The organism is Halogeometricum sp. CBA1124 (assembly GCF_009741955.1).
Lineage (GTDB): Archaea > Halobacteriota > Halobacteria > Halobacteriales > Haloferacaceae > Halogeometricum > Halogeometricum rufum.
The window spans coordinates 15,397-27,980 of sequence record NZ_WPCD01000030.1; the positions used below are offsets into that span (position 1 = coordinate 15,397).

At 66.8% G+C, this 12,584-nt stretch carries 15 protein-coding genes and 5 pseudogenes; 10 read left to right on the forward strand and 10 right to left on the reverse strand.

Annotation, left to right across the window (positions count from 1 at the left end):
- Window positions 1-90: 90 nt before the first annotated feature.
- Complete coding sequence (locus tag GJ632_RS06455; protein ID WP_343161057.1) at window positions 91-783, reverse strand: TVP38/TMEM64 family protein; 693 nt, start codon at window positions 781-783, stop codon at window positions 91-93.
- 112 nt (window positions 784-895) lie between these two features.
- Between GJ632_RS06455 and GJ632_RS06460 the strand changes: the two genes are divergently transcribed.
- Window positions 896-1,123: a hypothetical protein gene (locus GJ632_RS06460; protein WP_191452446.1), complete on the forward strand. Its 228-nt coding sequence runs from the start codon at window positions 896-898 to the stop codon at window positions 1,121-1,123.
- A gap of 339 nt (window positions 1,124-1,462) precedes the next feature.
- Here GJ632_RS06460 and GJ632_RS06465 read toward each other — a convergent pair whose 3' ends face one another.
- The 5 genes from GJ632_RS06465 to GJ632_RS06485 are packed head-to-tail and all read right to left on the reverse strand — an operon-like array spanning window position 1,463 to window position 4,892.
- Window positions 1,463-2,122 carry a hypothetical protein gene (locus GJ632_RS06465; RefSeq protein ID WP_191452447.1) on the reverse strand — a complete coding sequence of 220 codons (660 nt, stop codon included), beginning with the start codon at window positions 2,120-2,122 and terminating at the stop codon, window positions 1,463-1,465.
- 31 nt (window positions 2,123-2,153) lie between these two features.
- A complete protein-coding gene (locus GJ632_RS06470; protein ID WP_191452448.1) occupies window positions 2,154-2,369 on the reverse strand; it encodes a CbaC protein in 216 nt (71 codons plus the stop codon).
- A complete protein-coding gene (locus tag GJ632_RS06475; protein WP_191452449.1) occupies window positions 2,369-4,090 on the reverse strand; it encodes a b(o/a)3-type cytochrome-c oxidase subunit 1 in 1,722 nt (573 codons plus the stop codon). The genes GJ632_RS06470 and GJ632_RS06475 overlap by 1 nt, the downstream gene beginning before the upstream one ends.
- Window positions 4,091-4,606 carry a cytochrome c oxidase subunit II gene (locus GJ632_RS06480; RefSeq protein ID WP_191452450.1) on the reverse strand — a complete coding sequence of 172 codons (516 nt, stop codon included), beginning with the start codon at window positions 4,604-4,606 and terminating at the stop codon, window positions 4,091-4,093.
- 4 nt (window positions 4,607-4,610) lie between these two features.
- Window positions 4,611-4,892, reverse strand: coding sequence for a ba3-type terminal oxidase subunit CbaD (locus GJ632_RS06485; protein WP_343161060.1), 282 nt, complete (start codon window positions 4,890-4,892; stop codon window positions 4,611-4,613).
- A 126-nt stretch (window positions 4,893-5,018) separates the two neighbouring features.
- Here GJ632_RS06485 and GJ632_RS06490 point away from each other — a divergent pair, with 126 nt between their 5' ends.
- Window positions 5,019-5,198, forward strand: a complete 180-nt coding sequence (locus GJ632_RS06490; RefSeq protein ID WP_394351786.1) for a hypothetical protein — start codon at window positions 5,019-5,021, stop codon at window positions 5,196-5,198.
- Window positions 5,199-5,201: 3 nt separating this feature from the next.
- Window positions 5,202-5,456 (forward strand): annotated as a pseudogene (locus GJ632_RS06495) (sulfite exporter TauE/SafE family protein); the annotation flags it as partial.
- Here the strand turns inward: GJ632_RS06495 and GJ632_RS06500 are convergent.
- Together GJ632_RS06500 and GJ632_RS06505 are read right to left on the reverse strand one after the other, a co-directional pair.
- Window positions 5,412-6,182: pseudogene (locus tag GJ632_RS06500) on the reverse strand (GTP cyclohydrolase III); the annotation flags it as partial. The pseudogenes GJ632_RS06495 and GJ632_RS06500 overlap by 45 nt on opposite strands.
- Before the next feature lie 106 nt (window positions 6,183-6,288).
- Window positions 6,289-6,561 carry a hypothetical protein gene (locus tag GJ632_RS06505; protein WP_191452452.1) on the reverse strand — a complete coding sequence of 91 codons (273 nt, stop codon included), beginning with the start codon at window positions 6,559-6,561 and terminating at the stop codon, window positions 6,289-6,291.
- Window positions 6,562-6,667: 106 nt separating this feature from the next.
- Here GJ632_RS06505 and GJ632_RS06510 point away from each other — a divergent pair.
- The 3 genes and pseudogenes from GJ632_RS06510 (at window position 6,668) to GJ632_RS21970 (ending at window position 8,363) form a co-directional block, all read left to right on the forward strand.
- Window positions 6,668-7,451, forward strand: a pseudogene (locus GJ632_RS06510) (HAD-IIA family hydrolase).
- A gap of 61 nt (window positions 7,452-7,512) precedes the next feature.
- Window positions 7,513-8,103, forward strand: a complete 591-nt coding sequence (locus GJ632_RS06515) for a DJ-1/PfpI family protein (RefSeq protein WP_191452457.1) — start codon at window positions 7,513-7,515, stop codon at window positions 8,101-8,103.
- A gap of 86 nt (window positions 8,104-8,189) precedes the next feature.
- The gene (locus tag GJ632_RS21970; RefSeq protein WP_197427911.1) at window positions 8,190-8,363 is read left to right on the forward strand and encodes a hypothetical protein; all 174 of its coding nucleotides are present in this window, start codon (window positions 8,190-8,192) and stop codon (window positions 8,361-8,363) included.
- Window positions 8,364-8,465: 102 nt separating this feature from the next.
- Here GJ632_RS21970 and GJ632_RS06520 read toward each other — a convergent pair whose 3' ends face one another.
- Both GJ632_RS06520 and GJ632_RS06525 read right to left on the reverse strand, forming a co-directional pair.
- On the reverse strand, window positions 8,466-8,864 hold the full coding sequence (locus GJ632_RS06520; RefSeq protein ID WP_191452453.1) for an OsmC family protein: 399 nt from the start codon (window positions 8,862-8,864) through the stop codon (window positions 8,466-8,468).
- Between the two features lie 202 nt (window positions 8,865-9,066).
- Window positions 9,067-9,783: a metal-dependent hydrolase gene (locus GJ632_RS06525; protein ID WP_191452458.1), complete on the reverse strand. Its 717-nt coding sequence runs from the start codon at window positions 9,781-9,783 to the stop codon at window positions 9,067-9,069.
- Between the two features lie 154 nt (window positions 9,784-9,937).
- Between GJ632_RS06525 and GJ632_RS06530 the strand changes: the two genes are divergently transcribed.
- The 4 genes and pseudogenes from GJ632_RS06530 to GJ632_RS06545 all read left to right on the forward strand — a co-directional run bounded on the left by GJ632_RS06530 (window position 9,938) and on the right by GJ632_RS06545 (window position 12,570).
- The gene (locus GJ632_RS06530; protein WP_191452454.1) at window positions 9,938-10,621 is read left to right on the forward strand and encodes a TIGR00266 family protein; all 684 of its coding nucleotides are present in this window, start codon (window positions 9,938-9,940) and stop codon (window positions 10,619-10,621) included.
- Between the two features lie 72 nt (window positions 10,622-10,693).
- A pseudogene (locus GJ632_RS06535) lies at window positions 10,694-11,427 on the forward strand (fumarylacetoacetate hydrolase family protein).
- 94 nt (window positions 11,428-11,521) lie between these two features.
- On the forward strand, window positions 11,522-11,908 hold the full coding sequence (locus GJ632_RS06540) for a DUF1648 domain-containing protein (RefSeq protein WP_191452455.1): 387 nt from the start codon (window positions 11,522-11,524) through the stop codon (window positions 11,906-11,908).
- A gap of 45 nt (window positions 11,909-11,953) precedes the next feature.
- Window positions 11,954-12,570, forward strand: a pseudogene (locus GJ632_RS06545) (gluconate 2-dehydrogenase subunit 3 family protein).
- Window positions 12,571-12,584: the final 14 nt, after the last annotated feature.

Here is a 12,584-nt window from a genome sequence, read left to right on the forward strand (position 1 = left end):
GATGGAGTGGTCGACACGTTCGGGGGGTCACGACGTCGGCCGGTGGGGACTACCGGCCGTCGCTCAGGAGGCCGATCAGTCGGTCGCGGTTCAGGTACCCCAGCACCGACGCGACGACGATGAGGGCCGCGAGACCGAGTGCGGGACCGATTCGATTCGTCCCGAGGAGGCCGCCGACGACGTTCGTGAGGAAGACGCCGGCGTCCGGCCGACGATGGCGAGTGCGACCAGTTGCCACAGCGGGATGCGGGTGAGGCCACCGGCGAAGCAGAGCACGTCGTCCGGCAGGCCGGGAACGAGGAAGAACACGAACAGCGCCAGACGGGCGTGGTCGTCGTCGATAGCGTCGAAGCGGGCGAGCGCGTCCTCGTGTACTATCCCTTCGACGTACGCTCGACCGAACCGCCGCGAGAGCCAGAAGGCGACGGTGCTGCCGATGGTGATGCCGACGACGTTGTAGAGCGTCCCCCACCAGGCGCCGAACAGGTAGCCGGCAACGAGCGCCAGAATCTGCCCCGGAACCGGCGCCGCGACGACCTGCAGAGCCTGGAGGGAGACGAGGACGACCGGTGCCCAGACGCCGTAGCCTCGGATGAACGCGCGCAGTTCGTCCGCGTCCGTCAGGAACACGAGGTGCCGGCGCGCCAGGACCGCGACGACGGCGAGGGCGAGGACGGCGAGGACGAGGTGCAGGAGGAATCGCCGTCGCTTTCGGCGCGACGCGAACACCTGTATCGAGTCGACCCGTGCCCACAACCGCCGGAAGAACCCGTCCGTTGCCACTGTGCGTCTCCCGACGCGCGCCTGGTACTTATGCTGCCGTGACGACCCGATTCTCGGAATCTGGGAAACGTTTCGGCTCTATATGATATTCCGCATCGTAGACAGAGACGAGATGAGTCACAGTCAACCCACCCGTTCCGTCGGCATCGACCCCATCAAAACCGCCCTCGGCGTCTTCGTCGTCCTCGGCGTCGTGTTGACGGCAATCGCCGGCTACGCGGTTCTCCAGTCCGTTAGTGGACTCGCGACCATGTCGGCCGAACTGGGGATGACGCTCGTCTTCGGCATCCTCCTCGTCGTCACCGCGGCCGCCGTCCACCGCGCCACCCCCGCCCGGTAATCGTTCGTCCGTTCGCCCGTTCGCCCGTTCGTCGCTTCTCCAGTTCTCCGCCGTCACCTCCGCTCCGAGACACTCGGCCGTCACGGCGGACCTGTCGCCACGCTCGGGCGCTCACACGGGACTGACTGTCGGCCGGCGCGACTCGTGAATCGCTCGACGACATCCTCGATACGCCTCGTCAACTGATAGACACGGTCCAGTATCGTCGTTCGAAGGCGGTTCGAGACGGAACTCCGTCGCCCGTTTACAGAACAGAGGCTCCCGTGGCGTATCTTCTGTGTCGGTGTGCAACACGTGCTTTCGAGAGACGTATCCGAGCAAACGACGGACGGAACGCTTTCAGCGAAGCGTGTACCACAGCGCGCCGACGGTGACGACGAACAGCGCCGTCGAGAGGTCGTAGGCGAACGGCCCGTTCGCCGCGCCCGCGACCGCGGTCGACACGCCGCCGCCCGACCCCCGCGACGCACCCGCGACGACGGGGCCGACGCAACTCACGCACGTCGCCAGTCCGAGTGCGCCGGAGAGCGCGCCCGCCGTCGCGCGCACGAGACTGCCGTAGACGAGGACGGCCAGACAACCGTACCCGATGGCCTCGAACGGGACGAGCGCCAGACTCACCGGGCCGCCGACGAGGAGGACCGGCCCCCACCCGGGGACGGCCCAGAGCAGACGGACCGAGAACGGGTCGCCCGTGCCGGGTCCCACGAGGCCGGTGGTCCACGCGAGGACGGCGAAGTAGACGGCCGCGACGACGGCGGCGACGAGCGTCCGCCGGTCGGTCGGCCGGGGGACGTCCACCGCGTCGACGGCGAGGACGCCGAGGTTCACCCACACGAGCGGGTACGAGACGTAGCGAACCGACAGCACCGTCGTCTCCGACACCAGCAGGTACCCGACGACGAGCAGCGTCTCGACGGCGACGAGACTCGCGAGGAGGCGGAGCGTCCGCGTCGGGCCGCGAGCGAACGCGGTCGGTCGTGTCGTCGTCTCGGTCATGTGCGTGGACGGAGGCGTTCGGTCGTCGGCGCTACCGCGGCGAGGCGGAGTCGGCGTCGTCGGCCGGTTCGGTCTCGCCGAGCAGGTAGACGACGAGCAGGATGCCGAGCAACAGGAGTTCGAACCCGGCGACGGCGACGAGCGGGAGGTCGTAGCCGAAGAACCCGGCCACCGTCCGCATCTCGATGGCGACCGGAACGGTGAACGCCGCGAGTACCATGAGCAGTGCGGGCGAGAGCCGGCGCATCAGCCCATCACCCCCGCGACGACCCGCACGAGTCCGTCCAGCGTGACGGTGGCCGGGAAGCCGCCGCTACTGCCGAACAGGCCGGCGTCGCCGATGATGCTCGCGAGCGGAAGCGTGTACGCGAGGACGACGAGCACGATGGCGATGCCCGTCCACAGCGCGAGGTTGTCGAGGACCACCGGCGACCCGCTCGGACCCGACAGCGGTTCGGGCAGGTAGTCGTCGACGGGCGTCTCGGTGCGGTCGTCCGCCCACGTCGCGGCGACGTTGAACAGGAACAGGACGACGCTGAGGAACAGCAGCGTCCCGCCGAGCGCTATCTGCATTCGAATCTCGCCGATACTCCCGACGGCGGTGACGAAGTCGAAGTTCGTGTACTGCGGCTCTGCGGTCCGCCGGGGGATGCCGAGCAGTCCGCCGCGGTGCATCGCGTTGGACATGAACACCATGCCGACGAACCACATCACGACCTGCAGGAGGCCGATGGGTCGGCTGTAGACCTTCTTGCCCGTTATCTGCGGGAGCAGCCAGTACGTCCCCGCCATCATGGTGAGGGCGACGGCGGTGCCGACGGTCATGTGGAAGTGACCGGGTACCCACAGCGTGTTGTGGACGAGGTAGTTGATGTTCATCCCGGCGTTCACCATGCCGGAGAAGCCGCCGGCGGCGAACATCAGCCCCGCGAGCGCCATCCCGGTGAACGCCGGGTCGCGCCACGGGAGTGCGCCGAGCCAGCCGAGGTAGCCCTCGCCGCCGCGTTGCCGCGCGCCGTGTTCCATGCTGGCGACGACGGTGAACGCGGTCAACAGCGACGGCAGCAGGAGGAACATCGTGTTCGTCATCGCGATGAACTTGAAGCCCTCCGCGATACCGGGGTCGAGGTACTGGTGGTGGATGCCCACCGGCGTCGACAGCAGGAGGAACAGCACGAACACCACGCGTGCGAGCGGGTCGCTGAACAGTCGGCCGCCCGCGAGTTTCGGCAGGACGGTGTACCACAGCAGGTACGCCGGCATCAGCCAGAAGTAGACGATGGGGTGCCCGAAGTACCAGAACAGCGTCCTGGTGAGGAGCGGGTTCACAGAGTCGACCAGCCCCATCGACCACGGGATGAGGAAGACGACGACGCTCACGGCGACACCGAGCGTCGCGATGTACCACATTATCATCGTCGTCAGCACCATGAACGTCTGGAGCGGAATCCGTTCGCCGGGGTTCTCGCCGCGCCACTCGCGGTAGGCGAGGAACCAGTCGGCGCCCGCCATCCACGTCCCCACGATGAACATCGCCAGTCCGATGTAGAACACCGGGTGCGCCTGCAACGGCGCGTAGAACGTGTAGAGCACGTCTGCGCTCATCGGGATGCTGGGGAACAGACCGGCGAGGATGGCCACGGCGACGAGCGTCGCGCCCGTCGTCATCAGCCCGAACCACGCCCACGTCAGGCGGATGTCCGGGGCCGGTCTGTCCAGGCTCTTGGTGACGGCCCACGTGAACAGGCCGACGAGGAAGAAGATGGTGAACACGATGGCCAACAGCACGCCGTGGCCCGTCAGCAACGTGTAGTAGTCCACCGAACTGAAGATGCGGAGGACGTTCGTGCGGTGCAGCGCCTGTATCAGGCCGAAGAACGCACCGATACCTAACGCGACGAACGCGACCGCCAGCGACGCCTGTACGATTTTCGACTCCTCGGGGTAGTCATCGACGAACGTAGACATTCAGTTCACCTCCATGCTCTCGTTCCACTCGTCCTGCGGGACCACGACTATCTTCCCCTCCATGGCGTGGTGCGCCGACCCGCAGTACTCGTTACACAGCAGGCCGTACTCGCCCGCCTCGTTGAACTCGACGGTCATCGTCGCCACCTGACCGGGAATGGCCATCGTGTTCGCGTTCGTGCCGACGATTTCGTAGCCGTGGATGACGTCGCGCGACGTGACGTGGAACGTCACCTCCGAGTTCGCCGGTACCCGAACGGGCTCTTCCGTCCCCGGGACGAAGGCGAACTGCTGGGCGACGACGTAGACGTCGTAGTCGCCGTCCTCGGACGCGTACGTGCCCGGTTCGCCGAACTTCGGATGCTGGTCGAGCGAGTCGGGGTCGACCTGTCCCCCGTCGTTACCGATCATCTCGACGCCGGCCCCGACCGCCCCGTACGAGACGGTGGCGATGAAGCCGACGATGAGCAGCAGTGCGCCCGCGAGCCAGAGTTTCTCGTATTTGTGAATCTCCATCGTGTCACCCGATCACCGTGAGGTCGCCGCCCAGGAACTCGATGAAGTACATGAACACCCACATCGCCGCCAGAATCGCCATGTAGATGCCGATGAGGACGAGCGTCCCCACCGGGTCGAAGTCGTCGTGACCGATTCGTCGTTCGATGCCGGTCCCACCGGACCCGATGACGTATCCCGTCTGTTCGGACAGGTCGGCGTCCGGTGCGGCGACCGGTTCGGTCGCTCCAGATTCCCCACGAACGGGGCTCGTTTCGTCCAACCCCTCGTCCGATTCAGCTGCCATACAGTTCGGTATCGACTGATGTCCCTTCAACGAGAACGTAGATTCTAATTGAATGGGAATCAGCGAAGGCAGCAACCTTACCCCGTGCTATCTGCCGATATGCGCTTTACACCGCGGGTCGCGGGGATGATTGCACTGCTCGCACTCCTCCCGGTCGTCCTCTTCGGACTCGGACGGACGTGGTGGGCGGGGGCGGTGACGTTCGTGAACGTCCTCATCATCACCTACAGCCTCTATCTCCTGCTGTCACCCACCGAGAACGGCCACGACGACCACGACGCGACCGAGCACGGCCCCGCCCCGTAGGTCATGGTACCGCTCTCCACTCACGGCGGGGTGTCGCTCCCGGCGACGGGCGTCGAGGCGGGCGTCTTCCTCGTCGTCGGCGCCCTCGGCGGCGCACACTGCCTGGGGATGTGTGGTCCGCTCGTGAGCGTCTACGCCGACCGACTCCGGGAGACCGAGGGCGGCGACGCCGCACTCACCGTCAGACAGGTCAGACAGCACGGCCTGTTCAACCTCGGGCGCGCGGCGGGCTACGCCGTCGTCGGTGCCGTCCTCGCGGCAGACTTCGAGGGCGTGTTTGGCGGCGAACCCGGCCTCGTGGGCGTTCCGGCCGGTGCCGACGCCCACCTTGAGTTCGACGCCGGCTTCGGCCTCGACGTGGCGTATGGCGTCCCGGTACTCCGCCTCCGTCGTGTCCGGGCAGACGGAGATGATGTTGTCGCCGCCGACGAAGAACGAGAGCGAGTCGTACTCCTCGCGGAGGTAGCGCATCAGCGTGGCGTACCCCTGCTCTATCTGGATGAACGAGTCGAACTCGTTGAGGCGGTCGGTGTATTTGCCCGTCGCGTCGTTCACGTCGAAGTGGGCTATCTGCACGTCGCTGTCGGTTCGGTCGGACTCGGGGAGGGCGTCGCCCGACAGCACTTCGCGGCGTTCACCGTCCTGTGCGCTTCCGGCGTGTTGGAGACCCGCCGTCCCCGCTTCGAGCGCTTCGATGGGCGAAGCGTCGACGCCGATACCGAGGCTAATCGTCACCGGATACCGGTTCGCGATAGACTCCTGCAGCAGTTCGTGGTCGGCGTCGTCGAGGCCGTTCGTGACGGCCACCATGTTGTCGAAGCGGGTGAAGAACGCGTACCCGTCGCGACTCCCGACGAACTGTGCGATGTCGGCGAACAGTCGGGACTGGAGCGTCTGGAGGTCCATCTCTCGGCGCGGCTCCGGCGTCACCGTCCACGGACCGTAGTTGTCTATCTGAACGAGCGAGAGCTGCGTGTTCGTCACGAGCGACAAGAAGGGGTTCGAGCATATCGTTTCTTTGGTTCCGCGCGTGAGCGCCGCTATCCGTAGGGTATTCAACCGGCCGTCGCCGGCCACCCGTCACGCACGGCTAGTCCAGATACCGCCGTCGGACGACCCGTTCGTGGAGGATGTCCAGCGTCAACCACGCCGCCACCCACGCCACGACGCCGACGAAGACGATGAGCGTCGTCGACAGCAGCGGGACCACGTTCGCGACATCGACGAGCGCCGAGTACGCGAGGAACACGGAGACCATCGTGATAGCGAGTCCCACCGCGCCGAGCGCGTAGTGGTTCCGTACCGCGTGCGGGTACTCACCGGCCGATTCCTCATCGCCCGTACTCACGACGAAGACGTTCATACCTATTATTTGGTATACATACACATAGAGCTATCTCCGGTTCTCGGCGGCGGAGAGACTCGCCGCTCCCAATCGCTTAACCGTCGAAGCGCCCCTAGGGAGACCGATGAACTACCGAGGCGTCGTCCTCGACGTGGACGGGACCGTAGTGCGCGGCGAGAACCGATACCGGGGGCGGCAGCCGGTCTGGACGCCATCGACGCGGCCGGCGTCGACCGCGTGTTCGTGTCGAACAATCCCACCAAGCGACCCGCGGCGTACGTCGACCGGTTCGCTCGCGCCGGGTTCGAGGTGGCCGCGTCGGAGGTGATAACCGCGGGGACGGTCACCACGCGCTATCTGCGCGAGGAACGCCCGGACGACGACCTGTTCGTCGTCGGCGAGTCCGGACTGGTCGAGATACTCACCGACGCCGGACTCTCGGTCGTCGGCGTCGACGACGACCCGGACGCACTCGTCGCGAGCGTGGACGAGGCGTTCGACTACCGCACGCTCTGCGAGGCTCTCTGGACGCTCTCGGACGACGACGTGGCGTTCGTCGGCACCGACCCGGACGTCGTCATCCCCGCCGTCGGCCGCGACGTGCCCGGGTCCGGAGCCATCATCAACGCCATCGCCGGGGTCGCCGAACGCGACCCGGACGTCGTGTTGGGCAAACCCTCCGACACGGCCCGCGAGATGGTCCTCGAACAGCTCGGCGTGCCGCCGGAGTCGATTCTCGTCGTCGGCGACAGACTCGACACCGACATCGCACTCGGGGAACGGGCGGGCATGACGACGGCACTCGTCAAGACGGGCGTCACCGACGACGAGACGCTAGCCGCGTCGTCCATCACGCCGACCACGTCCTCGATTCGCTCGGCGACGTCGGGCGGTTGCTGTCGGACTGACCCGCGTAACTTGACGAATCGTTAAGTCTTCTGCGGACCCAGCTCTCGGTGGGTGACACCAATGGGCAAGAAGCTACTGATGCTGGTCGGCGACTTCGGCGAAGACTACGAGACGATGGTGCCGTTTCAGGCGCTCCAGATGGTCGGCCACGAGGTGGACGCCGTCTGTCCGGAGAAGTCCGCGGGCGAGACGGTGAAGACGGCCATCCACGACTTCCGCGGCGACCAGACGTATCTGGAGGAACGCGGGCACGACTTCGAGGTGACCGCGACGTTCGACGAGGTGGACCCGGCCGAGTACGACGCCCTCGTCGTCCCCGGCGGACGCGCGCCGGAGTACCTCCGGACGTACGAGGAGGTACTCGACGTGGTCCGGCACTTCTTCGAGGCGGAGAAGCCGGTGGCGACGCTCTGTCACGGCCCGCAGATTCTGGCCGCGGCGGGCGTCCTCGACGGCTACGAGATGACGTCCTACCCGGCCGTCCGTCCGGAGGTGGAGGCGGCGGGCTGTTCGTGGGTGGACGAGGTGACAGTCGACGACAACCTCGTCACCGCGCAGGCGTGGCCGGACCACCCCGAGTGGCTGGCGGAGTTCCTGAAGCTCCTCGGAACGGAGGTTTCTGAGGCCGAACCCGCCGCAGCGGACGACTGAGGCGTTACCTCGACTCCGAGTCGTATTTTCTCTCGAATGAGAATGTCTGACAAAGCTTTATACGTAGGTGTGCGGTACTGAGTAGCATGGAAGGTCAGCCGAATAGCCCGTACGTCTTCGACGGAGACGCCGAAGAACTGCGTGGATGGTACGTCTCACGGGACGAAGTGGAAGAAACGGACAGTCACGACCCCGAAGAACGCGAAGTCGTCATCGTGGAGGGGCAAGCCATGAGTTACCGGGCGTACCACAGACGCTGACACTCCTGTCCCGGACGGCCGGGACCTCTCCAGTTCGGAACGCCGTCGCTCGGCGAGCGACGAGTAAAGAAAGAACGAGGGTGTGGTCTGCGGAGTCGGACGTCAGAACGCGCCGCCGTGGACTTCGATTTCGGCGTGGAGTTCCTCGCGGAGCGCCGTGTGGACGTGGCAGATGCCCTCCGCGCGCGTGACGATTTCGTCGAACTCGTCGTCGTCGAGGTCCGCTTCCACGTGGATGGCGAAGCGAATCCCCGTCAGGTCGTCGTCGTCGTCCAGGTCGGCGTCGGCGTCGATCTGAATCTTGCCCAGGTCGTCGTGACCGCGCTGCTGGCCGCCGACGCGGAAGGCCGGCAGGAAGCACGACGCGTAGTCCGCGACGAGGACGGCGTTCGGGTTCGGTCCCTGCTCGTCGGTGGCGTCGATGGTGAGTTCGAAGTCGCCGACCTGACTCGTGGAGGCGAAGCCCTCTTCGCTAACGGTGGAAGTTTCGATGTCGCTCATGCGTCCGTACTGTCGGGCGCTGTCTCCCTAAAGCTTGCTCACTCGGAAACCGACCGATGGCGGCGGCGTCCGGAGCCGAGTCGCTCTCGCGGCGACTGTCGGCGACGACACCGACGCTCGCGGGCGGCGGCGTTCTCGGCCGACGGCAGCAAAAAGGATGGAATCGCGGTTCGACCGCGTCGAGTTCCGGCGTCGGCCGCGCTCACTCCAGCGTGAACGACTCGTCGCCGTCGAGGACGTGCACCTCGGCGTCTGACCCGGTGGCTTTCACTTCGCGCTCGAAGTCCTCCACGTCGATTTCGACGGGCGGGAACGTGTCGTAGTGCATCGGGAACGCGTGGTCGACGTCCAACCAGTCGACGGCGAGGGCCGCCTGGACCGGTCCCATCGTGAAGTGGTCGCCGCACGGCAGGGCGGCCGCGTCGGGTTCGAGGTAGGGACCGATGACGTCTTTCATCTCGGACATCAGGCCCGTGTCACCCGCGTGGTAGAACGTCGTCGCGTCCGCGTCGGACTCCTGTGTCGGCATCTTGTCGCTGATGACGAAGCCGACGGGGACGCCGAGACTCGTCTCGTACCCCGTGTTGAGGCCGTTCGTGTGGTCCGCGCGGTGCATCGTCACGAACGCGTCGCCGCACTCGACGGTGCCGCCCATGTTCATGCCGATGCTGTCGGTGAAGCCGACTTCCTCCGCCATGTACCCCGTCATCTCCGGGACGCCGACCACCGTCGCGTCGGTGAACGCGCCGGCGTCGGAGATGTGGTCCGCGTGGCCGTGCGTGAGGAGGAGGTAGTCGGGATCCTCCACGTCCGACGGCGACAGGTCCGTGAACGGGTTGTCGAAGAACGGGTCGATGAGGAACGTCGTTCCGTCGACGTCCACGTGCCAGGTCGAGTGACCGTGCCAGGTGAGTTCCATCGTCATAGCCGGTCGACAGTACTCGCGTCAGTCGCTTAAATCCAACAGGCCGCGGTCGGGTCGGCCACCTGTCTCACGCGAAGACAGTCGCCGGTGGCTGACACTCACACCGGCCGCGAACGGTTTTCTTTGTCTGACACGTTCACCCGTGGGTATGGAGTACGACATCGCCTCCAGACCGTCGTTCGCACTCGTGACCGTCTCGCTCGACGCGGGAGAGTCGATACGGGCGGAGTCGGGCGCGATGGTGAGTCACGACACCACTATCGAGATGGAGACGAACGCGACGGGCGGGTTCCTGAAGTCCATCAGGCGGGCGTTCGGCGGCGAGAGCTTCTTCCAGAACACGTTCACCGCCGCCGAGGCGGGCGACGTGCAGTTCGCGCCGCCGCTTCCGGGCGACGTCTCGCACGTGGAGTTGACCGACGAGACGATGTACGTCCAGTCGGGGTCGTACCTCGCGGGCGACGCCGGACTGGACGTGGACACCGAGTTCGGCGGCGCGCGGACGTTCTTCGGCGGCGAGGGACTGTTCCTGCTGAAGGTGACCGGGAGCGGACCGCTGTTCCTGTCGAGTTACGGCGCCATCGAGGAGATTACGCTCGACGACCGCGACTCGTTCGTCGTGGACACGGGGCACGTCGTCGCCTTCGAGGACACCGCCGAGTTCACCGTCCGGCGCGTCGGCGGACTCCGCTCGACGCTTGCCAGCGGCGAGGGCCTCGTCTGCGAGTTCAGCGGGTCCGGTACGCTGTGGGTGCAGTCGCGGAGCCCCGACGCCTTCCTCGCGTGGCTCATCCCCAAGCTTCCGAGTCGACCCGCGACGAACACGCAGTAGCGGGCGAGCGACGTTCGACGGGCGTTTTCCGCGAAGGAAAGAACGAAACCGTCACGGGGTGAGGACTCTGCCATGCACCGCGTTCGCTTTCGCGACCCCGCAGGCTCCGTCCGCAACGGCCAGTGGCACGACGACCACGTCTCTTTCGCCGGCGAGACGTACTCGCTCGACGAGGTGGACGTGCTCCCGCCCTGCGAACCGACGAAGATAGTCTGCATCGGACGCAACTACGCCGAGCACGCCGACGAGATGGACAACGAGGTGCCGGACCGACCGCTCCTGTTCCTCAAGCCGCCGAACGCCCTCGCCGGTCACGGCGACACCGTCCCCCTGCCGGCGGGGAAAGAGCGCGTCGACTGGGAGGCCGAAATCGCCGTCGTCGTGGGCAAGCAGGCGCGAAACGTCGCCGCCGAGGACGCGATGGACTACGTGGCCGGCTTCACCTGCATGAACGACGTGTCGAACCGCGACGACCAGGACAGAGAGCAGAACTGGGTGCGCGGGAAGGCGTTCGACAACGCCGCCCCCCTCGGGCCGGTCCTCGCGACGCCCGACGAGGTGCCCGAGGACGCCAGCGTCGAACTCCGCGTGAACGGCGAGACGAAGCAGTCCTCCTCGCGCGACTACATGATGTTCTCCGTCGCGGACCTCGTCGAGGAGATAACGACGTACATGACGCTCGAACCGGGCGACGTCATCTCGACGGGGCGCCCGCGGGCGTCGGCGCACTCTCGGACGGCGACCGGGTCGAAGTCGACGTCGAGGGCGTCGGCGTCCTCGAACACGACGTTCGCGCCGCCGAGTGACGCGCGCGGCCCCCGGTCGACGGCCACTGTCTCCGTCCGCTGTCACATCGGTCACGTCACAGGACTCATACTCGCCGGAGACGACGTGTCGCGCATGCGCTTCACTCGATACGACTACGCGGGCGTCGCCCTCCTCGCCCTCGTCGCCGTCGTCGGCGTCGCCCTCCTGCCGACACTCCCCGACCGGTTCGCCGTCCACTTCGGTACCGCCGGCCCGGACTCGTTCGTCGCCCCCCTCGTCGGCGTCCTCCTCCTCCCCGCTATCGGCGTCGGGACGGTGGCGTTCCTCCGTCTCGTCCCCGACCGAACGGGCACCGACGACGTTCCCGCGTCGTACGGTCTGCTCCTGTCCGCCTTCCTCGCGTACGTGCAGGGCGTCGTCCTCGCGTGGAACCTCGGCTACGGCGTGGACGTGACCATCGCCGTCCTCCCGGTGGCCGCCGTCTTCGTCGTCGTCAGTCTCGCCGTGAACTACCGGTGACGCGGAAAGGCAACTCATAAGTTTAGGTTAACCTAATTCGCGTTCGTGAAACTGACGCGGCGCGACGCGATGGCCGCTCTCGCCGCCGTCGGTGCCGTCGGCGCGGGGTCGGTGGCGGCGCGGTACGACCCGCCGCGCGCCGAGACGGCGGCGGGGAGAACGGGGGCGACGGGGACGCAGAGCCGTCGGTGTCGGCAGACCTCCTCGACGTGATGGACGCCGCGGCGGCGGTGGTCTACCCCTCGAACGTGACGGGTCGGCGCGCGTTCGTCGAACGCTACGTCGTCGGCCGAACCGACGGGCGGGAGTCGTACCGCCGCGGACTGGAGGCGACGGCGGCGGAACTCGACGCCATCGCCCGCGACTGGCGGGACGCGGGGTTCGCCGACCTGTCGCCCGACGCTCGGGACGGGGTGCTCCAGGGCCTCGGCGTGGCGACGGCCGACCCCGAACCCGACGGCACCGTCTCAGAGCGAATCCGTCTCTACGTCGTCAACGACCTGCTGTTCGCGTTCTACTCCTCGCCGACCGGCGGCCGACTCGTCGGCATCGAGAACCCCATCGGCCACCCCGGCGGCACCGAGAGCTTGCAGGACGCGACGTCTGGACGGACTGTTGTCTTCTCCGTTCTTTTCGTCCAACGACCCGAACACAGCCCCTAATGAGTGGCGGTTGG